Here is a 26,028-nt window from a genome sequence, read left to right as displayed (position 1 = left end):
CGAACAATTGCGGTCCTCGCCAGCTGAAATCTCATCGACAAGAGGAGGCATATCCATGTTTACCATGTCACGTCGCGCCGTCCTTGGATCGGCTGCCGCGGCAGCTGCAGTCGGGCTGTCGTCGAAGCTCGAATTCGTCCGGTCGGCGCTCGCCGCAACAACGCTGGAGCCGACCGTCGGCTTCTACAAATATCAAGTCGGCGATGTCGAGGTCACGGCGGTCTACGACGGAATCTGGAAAAAACCGCATGACCCGACCTTTATCAAGAATGCCTCGATCGAGGATACCAAGGAAGCGCTTTCCAAGGCAGGGCTTACGACCGAATTTATGCCGATCCCGCTGACGGTGGTCGTCCTGAAACTCGGCAACCGGCTGATCATGATGGATGCCGGCTCGGGCGTCGGTCAGTGGCAGGCAAATGCCACACATCTGCCGGCGAATATGGCAGCCGCCGGCATCGATTATAAGAGAATCGATACGATCATGATCTCACATTTCCACCCGGATCACGTCTGGGGATTGATGGAAAAGGGAACGAACGATCCCGTCTTTCCGAACGCCGAACTCATCGTCAATGCCATCGAATATAACTGGTGGACGGAACCTGGTCGGGTCGAGAAACTTGCGGAAGGCCGCAGACCCGCAGGCAAACGCCTCGCCGAGGTCTTCCCGAAATGGAAGAACTGGAAACTGGTGGACGATGGTGCCGAGGTTGCGCCCGGAGTTCGGCTTCTTGCAGCGCCAGGCCATACACCGGGTCATTCGACCTATCTTGTCGCCTCCGGCAGCAAGCAACTGCTTGTCTCGGCAGATATCATGTACGTGCCGGCGCTGCTTGCGCCGCACCCCGACTGGCAGGGCAGTTATGATCAGGATGGGCCGGCGGCCATCGACACGCGCCGCCGTCTCATCGACCGCATCATTGCCGACAATATCGCCATTTGCGGCTCGCATTTCCCCTTCCCCGGCTCGGGCACCTTCGTCAAGGACGGAAGCGCCTACGGCTTTACGCCGACAGTCCAGGCCTGAAAGGCCGAATGGAGATCATCATGATGAAATATCTAATTCTCGGATTCATCTGGCTCTGCGCCATATCCGCCGGTTTCTCCGCGGTGACGGCGCTTCCCGCTTTTGCTGTCGACAATATGGAATCGACGGAAGCTCCCGATTTGACGTCGGTGCGCGCCAAGATCGATGCCAAGGATTATGCCGGCGCCCTGGCGGAGCTTCGCGGTCTTGCCGAAGACAACCAACAGGCAGATGTCTATAATCTCATGGGGTATAGGCTGCGCAAGACCGGCGACTACAGAACGTCGCTGACCTACTACACCAAAGCACTTGAGCTTCAACCCGATCACAAGGCTGCGCGTGAATATCTCGGCGAGCTCTATGTCGAAACGGGCGAGATGGCAAAGGCGGAGGAGCAGGTATCATCGCTGAAGCAACTTTGCCCAAGCGGCTGCGAAGAACTCGAAGACCTGCAAAATGCCATCGCTGCCAAAGGTGGCAACTGACCAATACATAAACGCGAGAACAGGCCGCCAAGCCGCCTGTTCTCTGCAAATCGGAGGGTGTGATGGATAGCGCCTCAAGCTGGTCTCAACTGGCCGATTTCATTCTTCTCCTTGGCAGGCTGCTCCTGTCGCTGATCTTCCTGCATGAAGGTTCGGTGCTCGCATCAGATATCAGCGCGACCGTCGACACTTTCGCAAAACTGGGACTTGCCGCGCCGGTTGCATTTGCTGTCATAGCACTTCAGCTCGCCGCCGGCCTTTCCGTTGCCGCGGGTTTCCTCAGCCGGCTTGGCGCATTGGCGCTGGCCTTCTTCTGTCTGGCGACCGCCTTGCTCTTTCACACGAATTTTGACAGCCAGAACGAGCTCCTGCATTTCGAGAAGGATCTGGCGATTGCCGGCGGCATGTTCGTCCTGGTGGCTTCGGGGGCGGGGTCGATATCGATCGACAGCCTGCTGAGAAAGCGGGGTAGCAGCCTTCATCCCTGGCTGAGGGCAATGATGTAGCCAATTGGCCACAAGCTCCGCGGCTTTCCCGAGCCGCGGAATTGCTCCGGCTTGTGCGGCGCTCGCTTACAAGACCGCCTGGCCGGCCATCAGCGCCAGAACCAGGAAGATCAGGAAGATCACCAGCGCGATACCGAAGAGCACGCGGGCGATGGTCGCGGTGGCGGCGGAAACGCCGGAGAAGCCGAAGAAGCCGGCGATGATCGAAATAACGAAGAATATCAGAGCCCATTTCAGCATGACACATCATCCTTTGCATTTGTCTGAAAAGACGCGGCAACCGGGAAATTGTTCCACGTCGCGCGAAATTGGACGGCGTTATCTGCTGTCGGCGTTCTATATCCTGCCGGTTTCACGGTCAGCCATGATTGATCATCACGTGACGCACGGCGGTATAATCCTCCAGCGCATAGACCGACATGTCCTTGCCGTAGCCCGACTGTTTGAGGCCGCCATGCGGCATCTCGTTGACCAGCATGAAATGGGTGTTGATCCAGGTGCAGCCATATTGCAGGCGGGCGGCGGTCTTCATGCCGCGGCCGATATCCCTGGTCCAGACCGAGGAGGCGAGGCCGTAATCGCTGTCGTTCGCCCAGGCGATGGCGTCATCTACTTCAGAGAAGCGGGTGACCGAGACGACCGGGCCGAAGACCTCACGGCGGACGATCTCGTCGTCCTGCAGGGCGCCTGATATGACGGTCGGGGTGAAGAAGAAGCCCTTGTCGCCGGAGCCCTTGCCGCCTGTGGTGATTTCCATGTGCTTGTGCTCGGAAGCGCGGGCGACGAAGCTTTCGACGCGGTCACGTTGGCGCCTGGAGATCAGCGGACCGATCTCGTTTTCGGTATCGTCGGCCTGGTTGAAGCGGATGCTGGCGACGGCCGAAGAGAGATCGGCAACGAAATTGTCGTAGACCTTGGCGTCGGCATAGATGCGGCAGGCCGCGGTGCAGTCCTGACCGGCATTGTAATAGCCGAATGTGCGGATGCCAGCGACGACGGCATCGATATCGGCATCGTCGAAGACGATGACCGGGGCCTTGCCGCCGAGTTCCAGATGAGTGCGCTTGACGGTCTTGGCGGCGGCCTGCAGCACCTTCTTGCCGGTGGCGACATCGCCTGTTATCGAGACCATGTTGACCTTGGCATGGTTGATCAGCGCATTGCCGACGCTTTCGCCGCGGCCGAGGATGACGTTGACGACGCCTTCGGGAAGGATGTCGGAAAGCAGCCTCGCCATCTTCAGCGCGGTCAGCGGCGTCTGCTCAGAAGGCTTGAAGACGACGGTATTGCCGCCGGCGATTGCCGGCGCCAGTTTCCAGGCCATCATCATCAACGGATAGTTCCACGGCGCGATCGAGCCGACGATGCCGATTGGATCACGGCGGATCATCGAGGTGTGACCGGGCAGGTATTCGCCCGCGGCCGGTCCGTGCAGGTTGCGCACGGCGCCGGCGAAGAAGCGGTAACAATCGACGATCGCCGGGATTTCATCGTTCAGCACTGAATTGATCGGCTTGCCGCAGTTCAGCGCTTCCAGCGCGGCGAAACCGGCGGCATCCTTCTCGATGGCGTCGGCGATCTTCAGCAGGTAACTCGAGCGTTCGGAAGGTGTCGTCTGTGACCAGCTCTTGAAGGCTTTTTCGGCGGCATCGACGGCGGCGTCGACCTGAGACAGCGAGGCCTCGGGAAGGTCGGTCACCGTCTCGCCGGTCTTCGGGTTCAGGATGTGCTCTTCCGTCTCCGTGCCTTTTTCGAAACGGGAACCGATCAGCATTTGCGTATCCATGATGTTCTCCCTGTTATTTGCCGGCGCCGGCGATCTGGTCGCCGTCGCGGGTGAGGTAATAGGCTGCCAGGATCGGCAGGAAGGTGACGAGCACCACGACCATGGCGACCACATTGGTGACGGGGCGCTGGCGCGGGCGGATGAGCTCTTCGAGCATCCAGATCGGCAGGGTCGATTGCTGGCCGCCGGTGAAGGTGGTGACGATGACCTCGTCGAAGGAAAGGGCAAAAGCGAGCATGCCACCGGCCAGAAGTGCGGTGCCGATATTGGGCAGGATGACATGGCGGAAGGTCTGGAAGCCGTCGGCGCCAAGATCCATCGAGGCTTCGATCAGCGAGCCGGAGGTGCGGCGGAAGCGGGCGACGGCGTTGTTGTAGACGACCACCACGCAGAAAGTGGCGTGGCCTAGCACGATGGTCCAGACCGAGAACGGGATGTCGAAGAGACTGAAGGCGGAGCGCAGCGCAATGCCGGTGATGATGCCGGGAAGGGCGATCGGCAGGATGACCAGCAGTGAGATCGCCTCGCGGCCGAAGAAATTCGTCTGGCTGACGGCCGCCGCACAGAGCGTGCCGAGGATGAGCGCGATCGCGGTGGCGATGATGGCGACCTGCACGGAAAGGCCGAGCGCCGACCAGACGTCCGGCCGGTTCCAGGCAACGGCGAACCATTGCAGCGTCAGGCCGGGCGGCGGCCACTGGTAGCTCTTCTCTTCCGTCGTGAAGGCATAGACGAAGATCAAGAGGATTGGCAGGTGCAGGAAAAGCAGGCCGCCGGCGGCGGCGATCTTCAGAGGCAGCGGCGATGTCTTGAGGTCAGAGCGCATCGAAGGCCCCCATGCGTTTGGCGAGCGTCAGATAGAACGCCATGATGACGATCGGCACGACGGAAAAGGCGGCCGCCAGCGGCACGTTGCCGGCCGTTCCCTGCTGGGCATAGACGGCCTGGCCGATGAACAGCCGGGACGAGCCGATGATCTGCGGGATGATGTAATCGCCCAAGGTCAGCGAAAAGGTGAAGATCGACCCGGCGACGATGCCCGGCAGCGCCAAGGGCAACAGCACGGTGCGGAAAGTCTGGCTCGGCGTGGCGCCGAGATCCGCGGAAGCCTCGATCAGGTTGCTGGGCACACGCTCGAGGGCTGCCTGCGTCGGCAGGATCATATAGGGCAGCCAGACATAGACGAAGACAATGAAGGTGCCGAGATAGCTGACCGAAAGCGAATTGCCGCCGACGACCGGTAGGTTCAGGATGCCGTCGAGCAGCCAGGCGAGATGGAGCTTCTCGAAGATCCAGGTGAGGATGCCTTCCTTGGCAAGGATCAGCTTCCAGGCGTAGATCTTGACGAGATAACTCGACCAGAGGGGCAGCATGACGCCGAGATAGAAGAGTGCCTTCCACTTGCCCCGAGCGTAACGCGCCGCGTAGTAGGCGATCGGAAAGGCGATCAGCGCGGAAGCGACAGTCACCAGTGCGGCCATGACGACAGTGCGGATGATGATGTCGAAATTCGTCGGGCTCAGAAGCTGGGCGTAGGTCGCAAGGGTGAATTCGTAGTTCACCAGTCCGGAAAAATCGTCGATCGAGAAGAAACTCTGCAGAAGCAGGGCGACCAGCGAGCCGATATAGATGATGCCGAGCCAGAGCAGGGGCGGTGTCAGCATCAGAAAGAGTAAGAGCTTCGGGTGCCGCCAGAAGGTATCCGACAGCTGGCCGAAGACGCCGCTGCGTCCCGGAAGGATCGATGTCTTGCCGTCGGAGATGATGAGTGCCGTCATGCAGCATCGTCCATGTAGTGGATATCGGCGGGCTGCCAGGCGAGGCGGATGCCGGCGCCGACATTCGGCACGAGCGCGCCTGCCGGCAGCGTGACATGCAGCCGGCTGCCTCTGAGGTCGACGCTGAGACGGGTGGCGGCGCCGAGGAAGCTCGCATGCTCGACCTTCGCCTCGATGCCGTCGCTTGTCAGCCGGATCGCTTCGGGGCGCAGGCTCGCCCAGCGTTTCTCGCCGCCGAGCGCGGCCATCAAATCAGGTGCGATCACATTGGACGAGCCGACGAAGTCGGCGACGAAGCGGGTCTTCGGGCAGCGATAGATATCCTGCGGCGTGCCGTGCTGGACGATATTGCCATTGTTGAAGACCGCGACGCGATCGGCCATCGACAGCGCTTCGCCCTGATCATGGGTGACGAAGACAAAGGTGATGCCGAGGGCGCGCTGCAGGCTCTTCAACTCCTCCTGCATCTGCTCACGCAGCTTCAGGTCCAGCGCACCGAGCGGCTCGTCGAGCAGCAGCACTTTTGGCTTGTTGACGAGGGCGCGGGCGAGCGCCACGCGCTGCCGCTGGCCGCCGGAGAGCTGGCCGGGGCGGCGGCCGCCATAACCCGGCAGTTTGACGAGTTCGAGGGCATCGCCCGCCGCCTTCATCCGCTCCGCTTTGCCGACGCCCTTAACCATCAGCCCATAAGCGACGTTGTCGAGAATGTTCAGATGCGGGAAGAGTGCATAATCCTGGAATACGGTGTTGACGTTGCGGCGATAGGGCGGAACGCCGTCGGCCGTGTCGCCGAAGATCTGGATGTGGCCTGATGTCGGCTGTTCGAAACCGGCTATCAATCTGAGGCACGTCGTCTTGCCGGAACCGGACGGCCCGAGCATGGCGAAGAACTCGCCCGGCGCGATCTCCAGATCGACGCCGTCGACGGCGCGCACCTGGCCGAAATGGCGCGATACCTGTTGGAAACGGACGGCTGGGGTCATTGGAAGGCTCCGGGTCTTGCATGTTTAGAAAGGGCCTGGCCAATGAGACCCGCCCCAGACCCCTCCCCACAACTGGGCGGGGTTTAACCTGCCGTACCCCTTCGCAAATACCTTGGCGTTTCGGCAGGATTTGGCGGTGCCACGCTTACCCCCTCCCTTTGTGAGAAGAGTTAGGGGGGATTTTACGCATACGATCGGATCGGCTCACCGCCCGCCGATCACGCCGATGTAATCCGACACCCAGCGGTGATAGGGCACGCATTCGCTCTGCGTTGCGCATTTGGCGACCGGGGTCTTCCAGAACTTGATCTTGTCAAAGTGATCGAAGCCGTTGGTGGCGCAGCCGGTATCGCCCATCAGTTCATTGCCCTTGCAGGCAGCGGGAACGGAGGGCACGGCGCCGAACCAGGCTGCGGCGTCGCCCTGGACCTTGGCCTGAAGGGAATGTTCCATCCACATGTAGGCGCAGTTCGGATGTTCGCTGTCGGCGTGCAGCATTGTCGTGTCGGCCCAGCCGGTGACGCCTTCATCCGGGAAGGTGGAGGCGATCTTCTGCTTGTCGGCCTGCAGCAGGTTGACTTGGAAGGGCCAGGAGCCGGAGGCGACGACGCCTTCGTTCTTGAAATCGTCGATCTGGATCATCGCGTCGTGCCAGTAGCGCGAGACGAGTTTGCGCTGGCCGCGCAGCAGGTCAAGGGCGGCCTTGTATTGGTCTTCGGTCAGTTCGTACGGGTCCTTGATGCCGAGATCCGGCTTGTGGGCCATCAGATACATGGCCGCATCGGCGATATAGATCGCGCCGTCGTAGGCCTGGACGCGGCCCTTGTTCGACTTGCCGTCCGGCAGGGTCTGCTCCTCGAAGACGACGCCCCAGCTGGTCGGCGCCTTGTCTTTGAAGGCATCGGTATTGTACATCAGCACATTCGGTCCCCAGAGATAGGGCACGCCGTAATGCACGCCGCCGACCGTGTACCATGGGCCGTCCTGCAGGCGCTTGTCGACATTTTTGAAGCTCGGGATCAGATCGGTATTGATCGGCTGGACACGCTTGCCGGCAATGAGGCGGAGTGACGCGTCGCCCGATGCGGTGACGAGATCGAAGCCGCCCTCGTTCATCAGCGACACCATTTCATCGGACGTGGCGGCGGTCTTGACGGAAACCTTGCAGCTGGTCTCTTTTTCGAAGTCGGTGACCCAGTCGTAATTCTTGTCGGTTTCTCCGCGCTCGATATAGCCGGCCCAGGCGACGATGCTGACCGCACCCTCGCCCTTGCCCAGCGCCTTCAATGGCTCGGCCGCAATCCCCTGCGTCGCGAAGCCCAGGCAAGCGAGTGCTGCCGTGCAGGATTTCAAGAGATTCGTCATCATCCGTCTCCCGGTTTGGTGCCACTTTTTGTGGCGTTCGTTCCCTGAGAAGAAGGTGATCCCAAAAAGCCGCTTTCGCAAATTCATTTATCAGAAAGTCGATATCGGAAATTCCGATATCAGCGCATGCGGCCGGAGCGCATGCTTTCGGCAATACCGACGAAGTCGCGCGCCGCCTGCGGAAGGCTGGAGCCCTTGCGCCAGACCATGCCGACCTGGACGACCGGCAGCGAGCCGGAGACATCGCGGCTCTCGATGCGGTCGCCCTCGAGCGACCACGGGCGGTAGACGAGATCGGGAAGCAGCGCCACGCCGGCGCCCGTGGCCACCAGACTGCGCACCGCTTCCACCGAACGGGTGCGGAAGGCGACATGCGGGCGGGCGCCGAGTGCGGAGAGCAGCTTACCGGTGTTCTCCTCGATTTCGTCGACCGTCAGCATGATCAGCGGTTCGCGGGCGATATCGGCGACCGAGATGATATCGGCAGACACCAGCGGATGGCCCATCGGCAGCCAGAGGCGATAGGGCGAGGTTTCGAGAATTTCCGCCTGCAGCGCCATGCGGTCACGCAGATTGGATATCACCATCACCGCCACGTCGAGTTCGCCGCCGACCAGGAGATGTTCGAGGTAGCCGCCATTGTCCTCGATGGCGCTGACTTCGATGCCCGGGCAGGCGCGCCGGTATCGCGCCAGCAGATCGGAGAGCACGTAGCCGGCAACAAGCGAGGTGACGCCGATATTCAATGTGCCGGAGAGGGTGCTCTGCTGGCCGGAGAAGCTGGTCCGCGCATCGGAGACGGAGGCGAGAATCTTGGTCGCGTGACGGAGAAACTGATGTCCGTTGTGGGTGATCGTCAGGCCGCGCGGGTGGCGCTCGAAGAGTTCGACGCCAAGATCGGTTTCCAGCTCTTTCAGCGCTTCCGTCACCGAGGATTGCGAGATCGACAGGTTCTGTGCGGCGCGTGTCACCGAACCTTGTTCGGCGACGGCCACGAAATATTGGATCTGGCGGAGCGTGAAGGCCATGGGCGTATAGAGCATGGCGGGATGCGCCGTGGCAAGCGGTTGAAAAAGGCGGACCTTTTTTGGACTTTTTCAAAATGGGGCGGGCTTGGCTTGTTCACTTAAACTTTCGGAAACGTCATTTCCCTAGCATTCTCGGCACCTGTCCTGCGTTGGAGTTTGAGATGGCGGAGCAGTTGGCGTGAAGGCCTTACTGCGTATGTTCCGGCCTTCCCGGAAATTGGCAATGATCATCGGCGGAGTCGCGCTTCTGGCGGGCGTTTCCGGCGGTGCGGCCGTCTATGTCGGCAAGGACAGACTGATGGGTGTGGCCGGTGGCGGCTACGGGCTGGAATGCAGCGACGTCAACCTGGTGACGATCCGGAAGCAGGATCACGTCTGGGTGCGCAAGTACATCAAGACCGAACCGACCGACGGGATGACACGCGTCAAGACTGCGCTTCGGGTCGCCCAGGCCGTTTATGCCGCGCAGAAGCCGGATCTGGTGCAGGTGGTGGTGCTCGACGAGAACGGTCCGACCCTCCGCTCCGACATTCGCGGCCGGGCGATCGGCGCCGACGTCGTCTATATCCCGCATCCCGACAAGGCCGTTCCCGGCCTCGACGACAAGCCCTATACGGCGCGCTACTATGACGGCAAGGCCAGCGAAAACGGACTGTTCTTCGGCGAGCGGATAGAGTTGCCTCTCGACGAAATCGCCACGATCAGCAGCGCCTTCAAGGATCCTGAGGATTGCGTCGACCCGGTCGCTGTGGGCTCGACGAAGAACGGCGAAAAGGCCAAGGAAACGAAGGCTGCGGGCGGCGCGCACGGCGCAGCGCCGGCGGCCGAAAGCGAAGCCGCGCCTGCTCATGAACCTGCGCCAGCCAGAGAAGGCGCGAGTGCCGATGTGGTAGCGGAGGCTCCGGCCGAAGAGCCTCCGGCGGAAGGCGCCGAGACCCGCTGAATCACCGGCATGAAAAAGCGGAGCGCCGGCCGGCACTCCGCTTCGTTTTTCTCACGTTCTGTCTGTCAGTCGGCCTTGTTGCGGCGGGCCGGGAAGAGAATGACGTCGCGGATCGACGGAGCGTTGGTCAGAAGCATGATCAGGCGGTCGACGCCGATGCCGAGGCCACCGGCCGGCGGCATGCCCTGGTCGATCGCGTCGAGGAATTCGTCGTCCAGCTGCTTTTCCTTTTCGCCGCGGGCATGCGCCTGTTCCAACTGCTCGACCATGCGGCGCCGCTGTTCCTCGGGATCGTTGAGTTCCGAGAAAGCGTTGCCGAGTTCCCAGGCGTTGCAATAGGTCTCGAAGCGCTCGACCAAACGCGGTTCGCCCGGCACTTCCTTGGCGAAGGGCGAGATGTCCTTCGGGAAATGCGTGACGTGCGACGGCTGGATCAGGGTGGATTCAACCTTTTCTTCGAAGATGAAGGCAAGGCACTCGCCCCAGGTCCAATCCTTCTCGACGGCGAAGCCGGCGGCCTTGGCGGCGGTGCGCGCTTCCTCATCGGTCTTGATGGCGAGGAAATCGATGCCAGTGGCTTCCTTGACGGCAGCAGGCATCGGCACGCGCTTGAACGGCCCCTTGAAGGACAACCGCTTGTCGCCGAAGTCGAATTCCGTCGTGTCGTGAATGGAGAGCGCCAGGGTCTCGAACAGCCGCTCGACGAGGTCCATCATATCCTCGTAATCCGCATAGGCCCAGTAACACTCCATCATGGTGAATTCGGGATTGTGCCGGGTAGAGACCCCCTCGTTGCGGAAGTTGCGGTTGATCTCGAAGACCTTGTCGGTCAGGCCCGAGACCAGCGTGCGCTTCAGGAACAGTTCCGGCGCGATGCGCAGATACATGTCGAGCTTCAGCGTGTTGTGATGCGTCTTGAACGGCTCGGCGGTGGCGCCGCCATAGATCGATTGCAGCATCGGCGTCTCGACTTCCATGAAGCCGTCATTTTCCATGAAGCGGCGGATGCCGGAGACGATCTTCGAGCGCTGCTGGAAGCGCAGCTTCGAATCCTCATTGGTCATGATGTCGAGATGGCGCTTGCGGTAACGCAGCTCGATGTCGGAGAGACCGTGCCACTTCTCGGGCATCGGCAGCAGCGACTTCGTCAGCATTTCGATCTTCTGGGCGTTGATCGTCAGCTCGCCGCGCTTGGTGCGGCGCACGATGCCGGTGACGCCGATGATGTCGCCGATATCGATCATCGGCAGCAGGCCGCGGGCCTCTTCCGGCGTCGTGTCCTTGTGGCTGAAGATCTGGATCTTGCCGGAAGCGTCATGGATATCCATGAACATACCGGAGTTGCGCGAGGAATAGACGCGGCCGGCGACGGTCACAACATCCTGCGTCTCGACGTCGGCTTCCAGAGATTCATACTTGGCGCCAAGCTCGGCATTGGTCAGCGTCCGGTGGAAATGCGCCGGATAGACCTCGCCGATCTGCTCGCGCAGCAGCTTCAGCTTCTGGGCGCGCACCTCGGTCGCGTCGGAGGAGAGGGTGTTTTCGGTCTTGTCACTCATGTCTTTTGCCTCGTCGATGGGCATGAATTCTAAAAATCAGCGTTTGAAGCGCGGCGTCTGGCTCTGCGCTAACCCTCGCCCTTGTGGGGAGGGTCGGAGAGAAGCGGAGGGGAGGGGTTTTCTGGGAAAAGCCTCTCCCCAACCCCTCCCCACAAGGGGGAGGGGGCTTCCACTGTCATTTCGAGCCGACGAGGGCGGCGACCGCCTGGGCCGCGAGCTTCAGGCGCTGGCGCACGACAGAGCGGCCGAGGAGCGCCATGGAATCGAAGAGCGGCAGCGAACGCGACGAGCCGGAGACGGCGACGAAGAGCGGTGCCACCACGACCTTCAGCTTCTTGCCCAAGCGATCAGCGACGGCGCGCAGCTCCGCCTCGATCGTTTCGACATTCCATTCCAGGATCTTTTCGAGGTCCGGCTGGACAGTGTTGAGGATCTCCAGGATCTCTTCCGGCGGTGATTTGATCTTGGCGAAGTCGGACGGCTGCAGGCCGAGATCGGACTTCAGCAGGAAGCTGGCGAGATCGGGTAGCTCGCCGAGCTTGGAAATGCGGGTCTGCGACAGGCGCAGACCCGCCATCAGGCGGTCGTTTTCCATCGCCCAAGTCAGGACGCGCGCCCGGAATTCCTCTTCGGAGAGCTTTTCACGGATCCAGCGGCCGTTCAGCCAATCGAGCTTCTGGATATCGAAGATCGCGCCTGCTTTGGAGAGATTGTCCGGATCGAACTTTTCGGACAGTTCTTCCATCGTCAGAAGCTCTTCGCCCTCGGCGATCTGCATGAAGAACAGGCCGAGGAAGTTCATCAGCGCTTCGGGGATATAACCGAGCGCGGAATAATAGGAGATCGAGGTCGGGTTCTTGCGCTTCGACAGCTTCGACTTGTCGGCATTGCGCATCAGCGACAGATGCATGAAGACCGGCTGCTCCCAGCCGAAATAGCGATAGAGCAGGATGTGCTTCGGCACCGAAGCCAGCCATTCCTCGCCACGCGCCACATGGGTGATCTTCATCAGATGGTCGTCGATGACATTGGCCATGTGATAGGTCGGCATGCCGTCGGCCTTGATCAGGACCTGCATGTCGACGGAATCCCACGGAATGGACACGTCGCCGTAAACGCCGTCGGTGAAGTCGCAGGAACCTTCGGTCGGGATCTTCATGCGGACGACCGAGGCTTCGCCCGCCGCCATGCGTGACGTCACCTCTTCTGCCGTCAGGTTGAGGCAGTGGCCATCATATTTCGGCGGCTTGCCGGCGGCGCGCTGCGCCTCGCGCATTTGTTCGAGGCGCGCGGGCGTGCAGAAACAGCGGAAGGCATGGCCATTGTCCAGCAGCTCCTGTGCATAGGGCTGGTACATCGGCTTTCGGTCGGACTGGCGATAAGGACCGTAGGGGCCGCCGATATCGGGGCCCTCCTTCCATTCCAGCCCGCACCATTTCAGCGCGTCCAGCACCTTCGTCTCGAATTCCGGGGTCGAGCGTGTCGCATCGGTATCTTCGATGCGCAGGATGAACTCGCCACCGTGCTTCTTGGCGAAGAGGTAGTTGAAGAGAGCGATATAAGCGGTGCCGACATGCGGCTCGCCGGTCGGCGAGGGAGCGATGCGGACGCGGACGCCGGAAGCTGTCCCGGAATTTGTCATTGTATGTGCCCGTCAATGAATGCCGGACTGCTTTCACGGGAAAGCGAGGTTCGGCCGGAAGGATGCAGATATCTTCATCGGCAAACCGGCCGAAAAAGGGCATTCGCCCGCACCATTCGCCGATCGTCCGTTCGGCTGGCCTTAGGCCATATTCAACCGGGCGCGTCAAGAAAAACCGCGTCCGCAACGGCTTGCCGGCGTTGAGAGGGTGCGCCAATGCGACGCGCCCTCCCGTATCAGCTCAATGCGCTCCTTCGCGTTTCCGCTTGCGGGCGTTGCGCGCGAACATGTTCAGCACCTCGACCAGCGCAGAGAAGGCCATGGCGGCGTAGACGTAACCCTTCGGCACGTGGAAGCCCATGCCTTCGGCGATCAGCGTCGTGCCGATCATCAGTAGGAAGGCGAGCGCCAGCATGACGATCGTTGGATTTCTCTCGATGAAGTTGGCGAGCGGGGTCGCGGCGACCAGCATGACGGTGACGGCGGCGATAACGGCGATCACCATGATCGGCAGATGCGGCGTCATGCCGACGGCGGTGATGATGCTGTCGACGGAGAAGACCAGGTCAAGCAGCAGGATCTGGCCGATGGCCGACGCAAAGCCCGTCGTGACGGACTTCGCGATGAAATCCTCCTGATGATCCACCGGGTCGACCGTGTGGTGAATTTCCTTGGTGGCCTTCCAGACGAGGAACAGGCCGCCGGCGATAAGGATCAGGTCCTTCCAGGAGAAGCCGTGCCCGAAGGCCGTAAACAGCGGTTCGGTCAGTTGCACGATCCAGGCGACGGTACCGAGCAGCGCCAGACGCATGACGAGGGCAAGGCCGATGCCGATCCGGCGGGCTTTCTCGCGATGCTCGGGTGGCAGTTTGTTGGTGAGAATGGAAATGAAGATCAGGTTGTCGATCCCGAGAACGACTTCCATCACCACCAGTGTGATGAGCGCCACCCAGGCGGCCGGGTCCTGAATGAGCGTCATGATTTCCTGCATCAGCCTATACCCTCTTTGCGTCACATGATGAAACGACGCGCAATGTAATGGCGCCTGCCTGCCAGACAAGCGCCACAAGCCGGTATACGAAACTGATATGACTTTTATTCCCTAGAACCGGATGATTTAAGGCCGGGTCGGCCTTAAATTTGAATCCTGTTTCCAATTAAAGAGTTAGGGCATGATTTCGTCCGAAAACCGCTTACACGTTTCGGCATCATGCTCTAATCGGCAGCCAGATTTCGGTGACGCCCATGCCGGTATAGGGATCGAAGCGCTCGTCGTAACGTTCGAACATGTCAGGTGTCTCGCCATGTTCCAGGCCCGACGTTGGCCACCATGTGCCGAAAATCCGGTGCATGGTCAGGGAAATGCCGGAGACATGGCCGCGATGGGTGAAGACGGCGTAGCGCTGTCCCGGAAGCTTGAGCGTCGTAAAATCCGCGGGCAGGTCGCCGGCATCGGAAATTTCGGCTGCGGCCATGTAGCGGAATTTCTCCTCCTCGCCCATATGCCGGCAGATGCCATAGGCGACATTGCCTTTCTGGCCGGGAATATGCCCCAAATGGGTATTGAACTCCTGCCAAAGCGAGGGGATGGCGGCATTGTCGCCATAAGGGTAGATCTCCTGCAGACCGGCAAAGAGCATTGGTTGAAGAGTTTCGAAACGGGGTGGTTCGAGATCGTTGAGGTGGTCGGTGTCCATTCGGATCGGCTCCAGTAAAACAAGGTTGCGGGCGTGTCCCTGTCTGCGCACAGCATCCGGCGTCATGCCGAACTGGTCGCGGAAGGCACGGGTGAAAGCTTCGTGTGAGCCGTAGCCCGCGCAAAGCGCAACCTCGAGAATGGTGGATGAGCCGCTGACCAATGCGGGCACGGCGCGGCTGAGGCGCCGCCCTCTCATGTAGCTGCTGATCGAGTGGCCGGTCACGAGCCCGAAGACGCGCGACAGATGGTAGCGCGACAATCCGGCTGCGTCCGATATCTCTTCCAGCGATATATCGCTTTCGAAATGGCTCTCTATGAACCAGATCGCCCGTGCGATGGCGTTCATCTTCATTCCCCTGGTTGCGGCTTCTTCCTTAGAGGTAAGCCGGCAGCCGGGTTTGATCGTTCTTGCGGAGTTTTGGCCGAAGGAGAGCGGCAGTCAAGGATGCGGGGTTAGGCAGTCGCGTGCCGGCGCACGCCGTAGGCTGCCATGAAGACCTTGATCGCACCGCGGATGACGCGGTCGATTTCCTCGCGAGTCGGCGGTTCTTCCATGCTGCCGAACAGGCGGAGCTTGAAGAAGCTGCCGCTGGCAAGGTCGAGAAACTGGCCGGCGGCAAGATCGATGTCGTCGATCTCGAGTCGGCCTTCGGCGATATGCTGTTCCAAAAAGTCGCGCATGATGGTGCGCAGGTTTACCGGGCCTTTGAAGAAGCGTTGACAGAGCACCGGCATGCGGTCGCGAACGCCGAGAACGGTGCGCATCGCGCTGATGACCTTTTCATCGGTCATGTGGGTGACGAAGCTCATCCCGAATTCGTACAGGCCGGATTCGGGGTCGTCATGCTCGGCAAGCGCCGTGCGCACGGCCGCCATGAAAGCGGCGCGCTCGTTCTCGATCATTGCCGAAAACAGTTCTTCCTTGTTGGTGAAATAGACGTAGAGCGTGCCCTTGGAGACTCCGGCTTCGCGCGTCACGTCGTTCATACTGGCGGCGTCGAAACCCATCTTCATGAAGACGCGCTTGGCGCCGGCGAGGATTTGCTGGCGTTTTGCCGGATCTTCGCCAGCGGCAAATCGGCCTCCTCCAACGGGTGGGCTGAAGACGGCGGCATGGTCGGGCTTTAGCGTCATATCTCCTTAACCGTGTTCACGGTTTCGTACTTTCTTTAAAGAAATCGAACCGATTGGTTCTATACATCTTGATATGACGATAAAACAGGTTTATGTCAACTGAACCGAACCGTTCAGTTCGATTATTACTCCAAGATCGGTAAAGTGGCCATGTCGAGCAACCAGAAGAGCAACGTCGCGCGTATCGTCAGCGAAAACGCCGAGGTCGAAGAGGCAAAGGTCGCGGTCGTTGCCGAGGCTCCGACGGCGGAAGCCCTGGAAAAGCCGGCTGCTCCTGCACAATCGGCGCCGGCCCAAGCCCCGGTTGCTCCTCCTGCGGCGAAGAAGCGCCGCAGCCCGGTGCTGCCGATCGTCGTGCTTGCCCTGCTTGTGGGCGGCGGCTGGTATGGATACGAATGGTGGATGAACGGCCGGTTCATGGTGTCGACCGACGACGCCTATATCGAAGGCGATATCGCGACCATCTCACCGAAGGTGACCGGCTATGTCGCGAAGGTGAATGTTGTCGCCAACCAGGAAGTCAAGGCAGGCGACGTTCTCGCCACCCTTGATAACGGCGACTACCAGAATGCCCTCGATCAGGCGAATGCCCAGATTGCGACCGAGCAGCTTTCGCTAAGCCGTATTGATGCGCAGATTGAAGGCGCCAAGGCGAGCCTCGTGCAGGCCCAGGCTCAGAAGACTGCCCTCGAAGCCACGGTTCGTGGCGCGGAAATCAAGCAGAAGCGCCAGAGCGATCTGCAGGCAAAGTCGGTCGGCACCACCGCGGATCTCGATGATGCCAATACCGCACTCGATCAGGCCAAGGCCAATCTTGCGGGCGGCGACGCCAATATCGTGGCGGCGCAAGCCAATATCGCCATCCTCGAAGCTCAGCGCAGGGAGGCGGAAGGTTCCGTCCGCACACTGGAAATCCAGCGCGACAAGGCCGCCCGCGACCTCTCCTTCACCGTGCTCAAAGCGCCCTACGACGGCATCGTCGGCAATCGTTCCGTCCAGGAAGGCGATCTGGTCTCGCCCGGCCAGCGCCTGATGGCGCTCGTTCCGGTGCGCCAACTTTATATCGACGCCAATTTCAAGGAAACGCAGATTCAGCATCTCGTTCCTGGCTCGAAGGTCAACGTCCATGTCGATGCCTATGACGACCATCCGATCGTCGGCACTGTCGAATCGATCTCGCCGGCTTCCGGTTCGGTCTTTTCGCTGCTGCCGCCGGAGAACGCCACGGGCAACTTCACCAAGGTGATCCAGCGTGTGCCGGTGCGCATCGCGCTGCCGCAGGATGCGCTCGACAGTGGGCGTCTGCGCGCGGGCCTCAGCGTCGTCGTCGACGTCGATACCCGCACGGCACCGAACAAGTAAACCTTCTGAGCAATTCCAGCAAAAGGAAAGGCGGAGGTGGTCCGATGGCCGGGAGCGCGACAGCAACAGCGGGAACGATGCCGGCGGCGCCTGCCCACGCCGCGGATCGCATGGATCCGAGAAAGCTCATCGCCTTCTTCGCGATGGTGCTCGGTATGTTCATGTCGATCCTCGACATCCAGATCGTCTCTGCTTCGCTCGCCGAAATCCAGGCCGGCCTGTCGGCCGGTTCCGACGAAATCGGCTGGGTGCAGACCGCCTATCTGATCGCGGAAGTGATCATGATCCCGCTTTCGGGAACACTGGCGCGCATCATCTCGACGCGCTACCTCTTCGCGATCTCGGCCGCCGGCTTTACTATGGCGAGTGCGCTTGCGGCGACGGCGACGAATATCGACCAGATGATCGTCTACCGCGCCATCCAGGGTTTCATCGGCGGCGGCATGATCCCATCGGTCTTCGCGGCCGCCTTCACCATCTTCCCGCCGTCGAAGCGCAGCATCGTCTCGCCGATCATCGGCCTGATTGCCACGCTTGCGCCGACCATCGGCCCGACCGTCGGCGGCTATCTCAGCCACGCCTTCTCCTGGCACTGGCTGTTCCTCGTCAATATCGTTCCGGGCATCATCGTCACGCTGGTTACCTGGAACTTCATCGACTTCGACAAGCCGGAACTGTCGCTCTTCAAAAAGTTCGACTGGTGGGGGCTGATCTCGATGGGGGTCTTTCTCGGCGCGCTGGAATATGTGCTCGAAGAGGGCAACTCGAACGATTGGTTCAACGACAATTCCATTGCGCTGGCTGCCGTCGCCTCCGGCGTCGCGGCCATCGTCTTTTTCTATCGCGCCTTCACGGTGGAGTTTCCCGTCGTCGACCTCAAGGCCTTTGCGAACAGGAATTTCTCCTTCGGCTCGGTGTTTTCCTTCGTCATGGGCATCGGGCTCTACGGCCTTACCTATATCTACCCCGTCTATCTCGGGCGTATCCGCGGCTATGATTCATTGATGATCGGCGAGACGATGTTCGTCTCCGGGCTTGCGATGTTCTTCACCGCGCCGATTGCCGGGCGGCTTTCGACCAAGATGGACCTGCGCCTGATGATGGTGATCGGATTCATCAGCTTCGCCGCCGGCACATACATCATGATCCACCTGACGGCGGATTGGGATTTCTACGAGCTGTTCATCCCGCAGATCCTGCGCGGCTTCGGGCTGATGATGTGCATGGTGCCGATCAACAATATCGCGCTCGGCACGATGCCGCCGTCGCGCATTCGCGGCGCGTCCGGCCTGTTCAACCTGACCAGAAATCTTGGCGGCGCCGTCGGCCTCGCGGTCATAAATACCGTGCTCACCAGCCGGCAGGATGTGCATTACGAGCGGCTGCGGGAGAATATCGACTGGGGCAATTCGGCGGCGATCGACCAGATGAACAATATGGCCGCCAATTTCAACAGTTACGGCATGGACGGCACGTCAGTCGCAATCAAGCAGATGGTCGGCCTCGCCACCAAGCAGGCGGTCATCCTTTCCTTCAGCGATGTATTCCTGATCCTGACCGCGCTGTTCGTTGCGATGATCCTCGGTGTCGCCATGATCAAGAAACCCGCGCCGCAAGGCGGCGGAGGAGGTGGCGGCGGCCACTGACCTCCGGCCCCGTCCCTCGAAAAGGCCCTCTCCGGAGGGCCTTTTTGTTGTGGTTTCCCAGCCTCTGTGTCATCAGATGGGGGATCGCTGATCGAATCGACGCTAGCGGGCCGGCGATGCCGGAGAAATAATGCGGAAATCGCCCCGCTGGTTTTTTTGATTTACGTACATCAAATTTGGCGCTAATGGTCTCGTCAGGAGGAACGATGAGGCCAACTGTTCACGATATCGCCGCTGCGGCGGGCGTCAGTCTCGCGACTGTCGACCGGGTTCTCAATCAGCGCCCTGGCGTGCGTCATGTCACGCGGGAGAAGGTCGAGAGCGCAATCCGCGAACTCGGTTATGTCAGGGACGTCGCCGCCGCCAATCTCGCCAAGGGTCGCACCTATCCGCTGGTCTTCATCCTGCCGGCCAGCGACAATTCCTTCATGCACGGGCTCAATGCCGAAATCCGGCAGGCGATCCTCCGCTCGCCGGCCGAACGCACCGATATTCGCACCATCGAGGTGCCTGCCTTCGATTCGGCCGCTCTCGTCGCCGTGCTCGAAGGGCTTTCCCGCGGAAAGCCTTGCGGCATCGCAATGGTTGCGACCGATGCGCCCGACGTGCGTGCCGTCGTCGACAGGCTGGTGCATGCGGGCTTTCCCATCGTCACGCTGGTGTCCGATCTTACCGGATCGCTGCGCCATCACTACGCCGGCGTCGACAATATCGCGGCAGGCCGCACGGCGGCCCGTCTGCTCGGCCGGTTCCTCGGGCCGCGAAAGGGCAAGATCGCCGTGCTCGCCGGCTCCATGCTGGTGCGCGACCATCGCGAGCGGCTGGAAGGGTTTACCTCGGTCATGACAGAGGAGTTTCCCGATCTTGCGATCCTTCCGGTTCTGGAAGGCCGCGACGATCCGGAGATCGCCCATATGCTCGTCGCAGAGGCACTCGGGAAGGCCGACATTATCGGTATCTATAGTCTCGGCGCCGGCAATCGCGGCCTTATCCGGGCGCTGAAGGAGAAGGCCGTCGATCGGACGCTGACAGTCATTGCCCACGAACTGACCGCCCACACGCGGGCGGCGCTCATCGACAACACGGTTGATGCGATTCTCAATCAGAATGCCGGTCATGAGGTGCGCAGCGCCATCCGGGTGCTGAAGGCCAAGGCGGACGGGCTCGCCGTCATCGAAGCGCAGGAACGCATCCGCCTCGACATATTCCTGAAGGACAATCTGCCGTAACGGCAAAGGGAGAATGCCACATGTATCTCGGTCTCGATCTCGGTACCTCCGGCGTCAAGGCGATGCTGATCGACGGGGACCAGAAAATCGTCGGTTCGGCCAACGGTGCGCTCGACGTCTCGCGCCCGCATTCCGGCTGGTCGGAACAGGAACCGGCTCACTGGGTGCGCGCGACCGAGGAGGCCGTCGCCGGGCTCAAGGCAAAACATCCAAAGGAGTTCGCCGCAGTCAAGGGCATCGGCCTTTCCGGCCAGATGCACGGCGCCACGCTGATCGATGCGAGCGACAAGGTCTTGCGGCCCTGCATTCTTTGGAACGATACACGCAGCCACGTCGAAGCCGCCGCACTCGACGCCGACCCGCGTTTCCGGGTGCTGACCGGCAATATCGTGTTTCCCGGCTTTACGGCGCCCAAGCTCGCCTGGGTCAGGAAGCATGAGCCTGAGACTTTCGCAAGGGTTGCCAAGGTGCTGCTGCCGAAGGATTATCTGCGTCTCTGGCTGACCGGCGAATATATTTCCGAAATGTCGGATTCCGCGGGCACCTCCTGGCTCGATACCGGCAAGCGCGGTTGGTCGTCCGAACTGCTTGCCGCCACCGGCCTTTCCAGGGAGCAGATGCCGGCGCTTGTCGAAGGCACCGATCAGGCCGGCAGACTGCGGTCCGACCTCGCGGCCCAGTGGGGCATATCAGGCTCGGTCGTCGTTGCCGGCGGCGCGGGCGATAATGCAGCCTCGGCCTGCGGCATGGGCACGGTCAGCGATGGCGCGGCTTTCGTCTCGCTCGGCACTTCGGGCGTGCTTTTTGCCGCCAACGGCTCCTATCTGCCGAAGCCGGAAAGCGCCGTGCATGCCTTCTGCCATGCGCTGCCCAACACCTGGCATCAGATGGGCGTTATCCTCTCGGCCACCGATGCGCTCAACTGGCATTCCGGTGTGACCGGCAAATCGGCCGCCGATCTCACAGGCGAACTCGGCGAGACGCTGAAGGCGCCTTCCGGCGTCACCTTCCTACCCTATCTCTCAGGCGAGCGTACGCCGCACAATGACGCTGTCATCCGCGGCGCCTTCATCGGCCTCGGACATGAGAGCAGCCGCGCGGTGCTAACCCAGGCCGTGCTCGAAGGTGTGGCTTTCGCCATCCGCGACAACCTCGAAGCGTTGCGTTCGGCCGGCACCGGCATCGCGCGCGTGACCGCAATCGGCGGCGGTTCGCGCTCGCACTATTGGCTGGCGTCGATCGCCACCGCGCTCGGCGTTCCGGTCGACCTGCCGGCTGACGGCGATTTCGGCGCGGCCTTCGGAGCTGCTCGTCTCGGTCTGATCGCGGCGACGGGTGCCGATCCGATCGCCGTCTGCACGCCGCCGATGACAGCAGGCACGATCGAACCGGTCGCGGCGCTGAAGGACGCTTACGAGGACGCTTACAAGCGCTATCGGGCGCTCTATCCGGCGATCAAGTCGCTGGCGCGTTGAGAACTGGAGCCGGCGGCCCCCTCATCCACCTGCCGGCACCCTCTCCCCGAGGGGAGAAGAGACTCGCTGGAGCGCCCCATTCCCCTTCTCCCCTCGGGGAGAAGGTGGGCCGAAGGGTCGGATGAGGGGGATGGTGGCACGAACGATAAGACTGAACGACGAACCCAAGGAGACCCCAACATGAGCACCGGATTTTTCGGCGATATCCAGAAGATCAAATATGAGGGCCCGGACAGCACCAATCCGCTGGCCTTCCGCTATTACAAGCCGGACGAGATCGTTCTCGGCAAGCGGATGGAAGACCATTTGCGTTTTGCGGTAGCCTACTGGCACACCTTCACCTGGCCGGGTGGCGACCCCTTCGGCGGCCAGACCTTCCTGCGTCCCTGGTTCGAAGATACGATGAAGGCGGCCAAACTCAAAGCCGATGTCGCTTTCGAATTCTTTTCGCTGCTGGGCGCACCCTACTATTGCTTCCATGACGCCGATGTGCGCCCGGAGGGCAAGAATTTTGCCGAGAACACCAGGAACCTCAATGAGATCGTCGATTATTTCGCCGAGAAGCAGGCGGCGACCGGCGCCAAGCTGCTCTGGGGTACGGCGAACCTGTTCTCCAACCGCCGCTACATGTCGGGTGCGGCGACCAACCCCGATCCAGACGTCTTTGCCTTCGCCGCTGCAACGGTCAAGACCTGCATCGACGCCACGCAGAAGCTCGGCGGCGAGAACTACGTGCTCTGGGGCGGCCGCGAAGGTTATGAGACGCTGCTCAACACCGATCTCAAGCGCGAGCTCGACCAGCTCGGCCGCTTCCTCAACCTCGTCGTCGAATACAAGCACAAGATCGGCTTCAAGGGCACGATCCTGATCGAGCCGAAGCCGCAGGAGCCGACCAAGCACCAGTATGATTACGACGTCGCGACCGTCTACGGCTTCCTCAAGAAGCACGGTCTCGAAAACGAGGTGAAGGTCAATATCGAGCAGGGCCATGCAATCCTTGCCGGCCATTCCTTCGAGCACGAGCTGGCGCTTGCCAATGCGCTTGGCATCTTCGGCTCGATCGACATGAACCGCAACGACTACCAGTCCGGCTGGGACACCGACCAGTTCCCGAACAATGTTCCGGAAATGGCGCTTGCCTATTACCACGTTCTGGCAGGCGGCGGCTTCAAGACCGGCGGCACCAACTTCGATGCGAAGCTGCGCCGCCAGTCACTCGACCCGGCAGACCTCCTGATCGGTCATATCGGCGGCATGGATTGCTGTGCCCGCGGCCTGAAGGCGGCTGCCAAGATGATCGAGGACAAGGCCCTGTCGCAGCCGCTCGCCGATCGTTACGCCGGCTGGGAATCGGCCGAGGCGCAGAAGCTCTTCCGCGGTGAGTATTCGCTGGATGAGATCACCAACTGGGTCGAGAGCCACGACGTCAACCCGCAGCCGAAATCCGGCAAGCAGGAACTGCTCGAAAACGTCGTCAACCGTTACGTTTGATAAAGCGCGCCGGCGGCCAGCGGTCGCCGGCGCAGCTCTTTGTAGCCGGCTATTATAGCGTCTTCAGCGTTTCAACCATTGACGCGACGGTGCGGAGACGGAGTTGCGAACCACCAAATCCGGCCGCAGCAAGATTTCCGTCTCGGCCGGGCGGCCATCGGACAAGAGTTCCAACAGCAGCGCCATCGCCTGTTTGCCGATCGCCGTTCGCGGCTGGCGGATCGTTGTCAGCGACGGGGAGATGAAGACGGCCTGCGGCACGTCGTCGAAACCGGTCACCGAGAAATCGCGTGGAATGTCGTACCCACGCGCCCCGAGCCCGACCATGACGCCGATCGCCGTCTGGTCGTTCACGCACATGAAGGCTGTGGGAAGCGTGTCGCGCATGAAAAGCTGCTCGACCGCGTGCCGGCCGCTTTCGATCGTGCCGTCGCCCTCGAGCACGATCCGCAAGTCGGGCGGGACGCCAGCAGCATCGAGACCGGCGTCGTACCCCATGCGGCGCCTGGCATAGGCGAGCCGGGTGCGGGAATCGCCGATGAAGGCGATTTTGCGATGCCCTTCCGCCAGCAGCAGGTCCACCGCTTTCCGAGCGCCCTCGGTATCGTCGACGCCGACATAGGGAATGCCGCCGTTGAAGACCGGTTCGAAAACCCCGACGCTCGGCGGCAGCCGCGCCGTCATGGTCTGATGACCGAAGGGCAGGATGCCGGTGAAGAGGATGAGCCCGGCCGCCTGGTTCGAGTTGAAGAATTTCAGATATTCCAGGCCGCGCTGGGCATCGTTCTGGGTGTGGCCGATCAGGACGCCGTAGCCGTGGGCGCGGGCCTCGTTCTCCAGTCCGACGAGAATATTGGAAAAATTGGGATCGCCGATATCGGGCGCCACCACGAGGATCATGTTGGAGCGGCCGAGCCTCAGGCTGCGCGCCATGGCATTGGTCGTATAACCGGTGATGGCGATCGCCTGGTTGACCTTGAGCCGCGTCGAGTTGGCGACCTTCTCCGGCGTGTGGATTGCCCGGGAAACCGTCGCGATGGAGACCTCGGCGATCCGGGCGACGTCTTCGATGGTTGCGGGCGTGGAATTCGACACTGCGCTCTGCCTTGGGGCTGTCTTCGCCGCGACACTACACAGACTTGCCGAGAGGTCAAAGGCAAGCGTCAACTGATCTGTGTTAATCCACGATGTAAACCTTTACATGCCTTATGTAAAGGTTTACATAAGGCTCGAAGCGGACGGGAGCCGCGTGCGCGTGCCTGTTTGAGGGCCTGAGGCGGTTTTCAGAAGGAAAATGTGCGCTAGTTCAAAACGGAGCGTTGCCGGAGTGCGGCGCTCTAGGGGGAGGGCATAATGACCGTGGAGATCGCCGACACCGCACCCGTGGTGCTGTCCGCCAGGCGCATATGCAAATCCTTCAGCGGCGTGCAGGTCCTCTTCAGCGTCAACTTCGATCTCCGCGCCGGCGAAATCCATGCGCTCATGGGTGAAAACGGCGCTGGCAAATCGACGCTCGTCAAGGTGCTCTCAGGTTTCGAACAGCCGAGTTCCGGCGAGATCCTGCTTGACGGCAAGCCTGTGGTGCTGCCGCCGAATGGTGCCGCGGAAGCGCTCGGCATCGTCATCATTCACCAGGAATTCAACCTCGCCGAACATCTGACCGTGACGGAGAGCCTTTTCCTCGGTCGCGAAGTGACGCGTCTCGGCGTGCTCGACCGCAAATATATGCGCGCCGAGACGCGCAAGGTTCTCGACGTGCTCGGTTCGCATGTCGATGAGAATGCTTTGATCAGCACGCTTTCCATCGCCGACAAGCAAATGGTCGAGATCGCCAAGGCGATCAGCCGCGATGCGCGCGTCGTGTTCATGGACGAGCCGACCGCCGTGTTGTCGCGGGAAGAGACCAATATGCTGTTCAAGCAGGTCCGCAAGCTGCGCGACCAGGGCACGAGCTTCGTCTTCGTGTCCCACAAGCTCGACGAGGTGATGGAACTGACCGATCGGGTGACGGTGCTGCGCGACGGCCAGTGGATCAAGACGTCGCCGACCTCCATTCTCGACGGGGAATCGATCGCACAGCTGATGGTCGGCCGCGAACTTTCCAGCCTCTATCCCGCCAAAGTCGAGCCGGATGTCGACGAGGAGATCGTCTTGAGCATCGCCTCGGTGTCAACCGGCTATGTCAGGGATGCGAGCTTCGAAGTACGCAAGGGCGAGATCATCGGGTTTTCCGGCCTGATCGGCTCCGGCCGTACCGAGTTGATGGAGGCGATTGCCGGGCTGCGGCCCCGCCTCGAGGGCGAGGTGGTCATCAAGGGGCAAGCGGTCCCCTCCGGCGACGTGCACGCGGCCAATCGCTGCGGTCTTGCCTATATGACCAAGGATCGCAAGTCGAAGGGTCTATTGCTGCGCTCTGGCATGGCGACCAATCTGACGCTGCAATCGCTCGGAAGACATTCGCGCCACGGCTATCTCAGCCCGAGCAGCGAGGCGGCCGCACTGGCGAAAGCCAAGCGTCGTTTCGACATCAGAGTTCGCGACACCAATATCGTCGCCGGTCGCATGTCGGGCGGAAACCAGCAGAAGCTGCTGCTCGCCAAAGTCATGGAGACGGATCCTGACATCATCATCATCGACGAGCCGACGCGCGGCATCGATGTCGGCACCAAGCAGCAGATCTATCATTTCATCTCGGCGCTCGCCCGGGACGGCCGGTCAATCATCGTCGTTTCGTCGGAAATGCCCGAAGTTATCGGTCTCTGCACAAGAGTGGCCGTGATGCGCGAAGGACGGATTGTCGGCGTGCTCGAGGGCGACGAGATTTCCGAGCAGGAGATCATGCGTTACGCCGCCGGGCTCAAAAAGAAGGTGGCTGCGTGAGGCCGGA

Annotated in this window: 23 protein-coding genes; 10 read left to right on the top strand and 13 right to left on the bottom strand. The window is 61.2% G+C overall.

Going from position 1 to position 26,028, the window contains the following annotated elements; genetic code table 11:
- The first annotated feature begins 55 nt into the window (after nt 1–55).
- From Tal182_RS19955 to Tal182_RS19945, 3 genes are all read left to right on the top strand, one after another.
- Nucleotides 56–1,030, top strand: coding sequence for an MBL fold metallo-hydrolase (locus Tal182_RS19955; RefSeq protein ID WP_085860509.1), 975 nt, complete (start codon nt 56–58; stop codon nt 1,028–1,030).
- A gap of 20 nt (nt 1,031–1,050) precedes the next feature.
- Nucleotides 1,051–1,515: a tetratricopeptide repeat protein gene (locus tag Tal182_RS19950; protein ID WP_206426540.1), complete on the top strand. Its 465-nt coding sequence runs from the start codon at nt 1,051–1,053 to the stop codon at nt 1,513–1,515.
- Between the two features lie 62 nt (nt 1,516–1,577).
- Entirely contained in the window at nt 1,578–2,021 is a 444-nt protein-coding gene (locus tag Tal182_RS19945; protein ID WP_085860508.1) for a DoxX family protein, read from the top strand.
- Between the two features lie 66 nt (nt 2,022–2,087).
- Here Tal182_RS19945 and Tal182_RS19940 read toward each other — a convergent pair whose 3' ends face one another.
- From Tal182_RS19940 to Tal182_RS19910, 7 genes are all read right to left on the bottom strand, one after another.
- Nucleotides 2,088–2,261 carry a DUF1328 domain-containing protein gene (locus tag Tal182_RS19940; protein WP_004678026.1) on the bottom strand — a complete coding sequence of 58 codons (174 nt, stop codon included), beginning with the start codon at nt 2,259–2,261 and terminating at the stop codon, nt 2,088–2,090.
- A 118-nt stretch (nt 2,262–2,379) separates the two neighbouring features.
- The gene (locus tag Tal182_RS19935; protein WP_064805079.1) at nt 2,380–3,807 is read right to left on the bottom strand and encodes a gamma-aminobutyraldehyde dehydrogenase; all 1,428 of its coding nucleotides are present in this window, start codon (nt 3,805–3,807) and stop codon (nt 2,380–2,382) included.
- 13 nt (nt 3,808–3,820) lie between these two features.
- Entirely contained in the window at nt 3,821–4,633 is an 813-nt protein-coding gene (locus tag Tal182_RS19930; RefSeq protein WP_085860507.1) for an ABC transporter permease, read from the bottom strand.
- Nucleotides 4,623–5,585, bottom strand: a complete 963-nt coding sequence (locus tag Tal182_RS19925) for an ABC transporter permease (protein ID WP_085860506.1) — start codon at nt 5,583–5,585, stop codon at nt 4,623–4,625. Before Tal182_RS19925 ends, Tal182_RS19930 begins: the two co-directional genes overlap by 11 nt.
- On the bottom strand, nt 5,582–6,568 hold the full coding sequence (locus Tal182_RS19920) for an ABC transporter ATP-binding protein (RefSeq protein ID WP_085860505.1): 987 nt from the start codon (nt 6,566–6,568) through the stop codon (nt 5,582–5,584). The genes Tal182_RS19925 and Tal182_RS19920 overlap by 4 nt, the downstream gene beginning before the upstream one ends.
- A gap of 204 nt (nt 6,569–6,772) precedes the next feature.
- Nucleotides 6,773–7,933: an ABC transporter substrate-binding protein gene (locus Tal182_RS19915; protein ID WP_085861000.1), complete on the bottom strand. Its 1,161-nt coding sequence runs from the start codon at nt 7,931–7,933 to the stop codon at nt 6,773–6,775.
- A 119-nt stretch (nt 7,934–8,052) separates the two neighbouring features.
- Nucleotides 8,053–8,961, bottom strand: coding sequence for a LysR family transcriptional regulator (locus Tal182_RS19910; RefSeq protein WP_085860999.1), 909 nt, complete (start codon nt 8,959–8,961; stop codon nt 8,053–8,055).
- Nucleotides 8,962–9,139: 178 nt separating this feature from the next.
- On the opposite strand from Tal182_RS19910, the gene Tal182_RS19905 reads away from it, so the two are divergent.
- Nucleotides 9,140–9,904: a hypothetical protein gene (locus Tal182_RS19905; protein WP_085860504.1), complete on the top strand. Its 765-nt coding sequence runs from the start codon at nt 9,140–9,142 to the stop codon at nt 9,902–9,904.
- A 65-nt stretch (nt 9,905–9,969) separates the two neighbouring features.
- On the opposite strand, the gene lysS is transcribed toward Tal182_RS19905, so the two are convergent.
- From lysS to Tal182_RS19880, 5 genes are all read right to left on the bottom strand, one after another.
- On the bottom strand, nt 9,970–11,463 hold the full coding sequence (gene lysS, locus Tal182_RS19900; protein WP_085860503.1) for a lysine--tRNA ligase: 1,494 nt from the start codon (nt 11,461–11,463) through the stop codon (nt 9,970–9,972).
- A gap of 175 nt (nt 11,464–11,638) precedes the next feature.
- Nucleotides 11,639–13,105, bottom strand: a complete 1,467-nt coding sequence (gltX, locus tag Tal182_RS19895; RefSeq protein WP_085860502.1) for a glutamate--tRNA ligase — start codon at nt 13,103–13,105, stop codon at nt 11,639–11,641.
- Between the two features lie 241 nt (nt 13,106–13,346).
- Nucleotides 13,347–14,096, bottom strand: coding sequence for a TerC family protein (locus Tal182_RS19890; protein WP_064805067.1), 750 nt, complete (start codon nt 14,094–14,096; stop codon nt 13,347–13,349).
- Nucleotides 14,097–14,313: 217 nt separating this feature from the next.
- Entirely contained in the window at nt 14,314–15,150 is an 837-nt protein-coding gene (locus Tal182_RS19885; RefSeq protein WP_085860998.1) for an AraC family transcriptional regulator, read from the bottom strand.
- 107 nt (nt 15,151–15,257) lie between these two features.
- The gene (locus tag Tal182_RS19880) at nt 15,258–15,938 is read right to left on the bottom strand and encodes a TetR/AcrR family transcriptional regulator (protein WP_064811384.1); all 681 of its coding nucleotides are present in this window, start codon (nt 15,936–15,938) and stop codon (nt 15,258–15,260) included.
- Between the two features lie 150 nt (nt 15,939–16,088).
- On the opposite strand from Tal182_RS19880, the gene Tal182_RS19875 reads away from it, so the two are divergent.
- The 5 genes from Tal182_RS19875 (at nt 16,089) to xylA (ending at nt 23,141) form a co-directional block, all read left to right on the top strand.
- Nucleotides 16,089–17,300, top strand: coding sequence for an HlyD family secretion protein (locus tag Tal182_RS19875; protein ID WP_085860501.1), 1,212 nt, complete (start codon nt 16,089–16,091; stop codon nt 17,298–17,300).
- 44 nt (nt 17,301–17,344) lie between these two features.
- Nucleotides 17,345–18,946 carry a DHA2 family efflux MFS transporter permease subunit gene (locus Tal182_RS19870; protein WP_064805062.1) on the top strand — a complete coding sequence of 534 codons (1,602 nt, stop codon included), beginning with the start codon at nt 17,345–17,347 and terminating at the stop codon, nt 18,944–18,946.
- A gap of 206 nt (nt 18,947–19,152) precedes the next feature.
- A complete protein-coding gene (locus Tal182_RS19865; protein ID WP_064811381.1) occupies nt 19,153–20,175 on the top strand; it encodes a LacI family DNA-binding transcriptional regulator in 1,023 nt (340 codons plus the stop codon).
- Nucleotides 20,176–20,195: 20 nt separating this feature from the next.
- On the top strand, nt 20,196–21,650 hold the full coding sequence (gene xylB, locus Tal182_RS19860) for a xylulokinase (RefSeq protein ID WP_085860500.1): 1,455 nt from the start codon (nt 20,196–20,198) through the stop codon (nt 21,648–21,650).
- Nucleotides 21,651–21,830: 180 nt separating this feature from the next.
- A complete protein-coding gene (gene xylA, locus Tal182_RS19855) occupies nt 21,831–23,141 on the top strand; it encodes a xylose isomerase (protein ID WP_064811379.1) in 1,311 nt (436 codons plus the stop codon).
- 63 nt (nt 23,142–23,204) lie between these two features.
- Here the strand turns inward: xylA and Tal182_RS19850 are convergent, their stop codons facing one another.
- Nucleotides 23,205–24,236, bottom strand: coding sequence for a LacI family DNA-binding transcriptional regulator (locus Tal182_RS19850; protein WP_085860499.1), 1,032 nt, complete (start codon nt 24,234–24,236; stop codon nt 23,205–23,207).
- Between the two features lie 258 nt (nt 24,237–24,494).
- Between Tal182_RS19850 and Tal182_RS19845 the strand changes: the two genes are divergently transcribed.
- Nucleotides 24,495–26,021, top strand: coding sequence for a sugar ABC transporter ATP-binding protein (locus Tal182_RS19845; protein ID WP_085860498.1), 1,527 nt, complete (start codon nt 24,495–24,497; stop codon nt 26,019–26,021).
- The last annotated feature ends 7 nt before the right edge of the window (nt 26,022–26,028 follow it).

Origin of the sequence: Rhizobium sp. TAL182 (assembly GCF_002117725.1) — a bacterium.
GTDB lineage: Bacteria > Pseudomonadota > Alphaproteobacteria > Rhizobiales > Rhizobiaceae > Rhizobium > Rhizobium esperanzae.
This window is presented reverse-complemented; position numbering and strand designations above follow the sequence as displayed.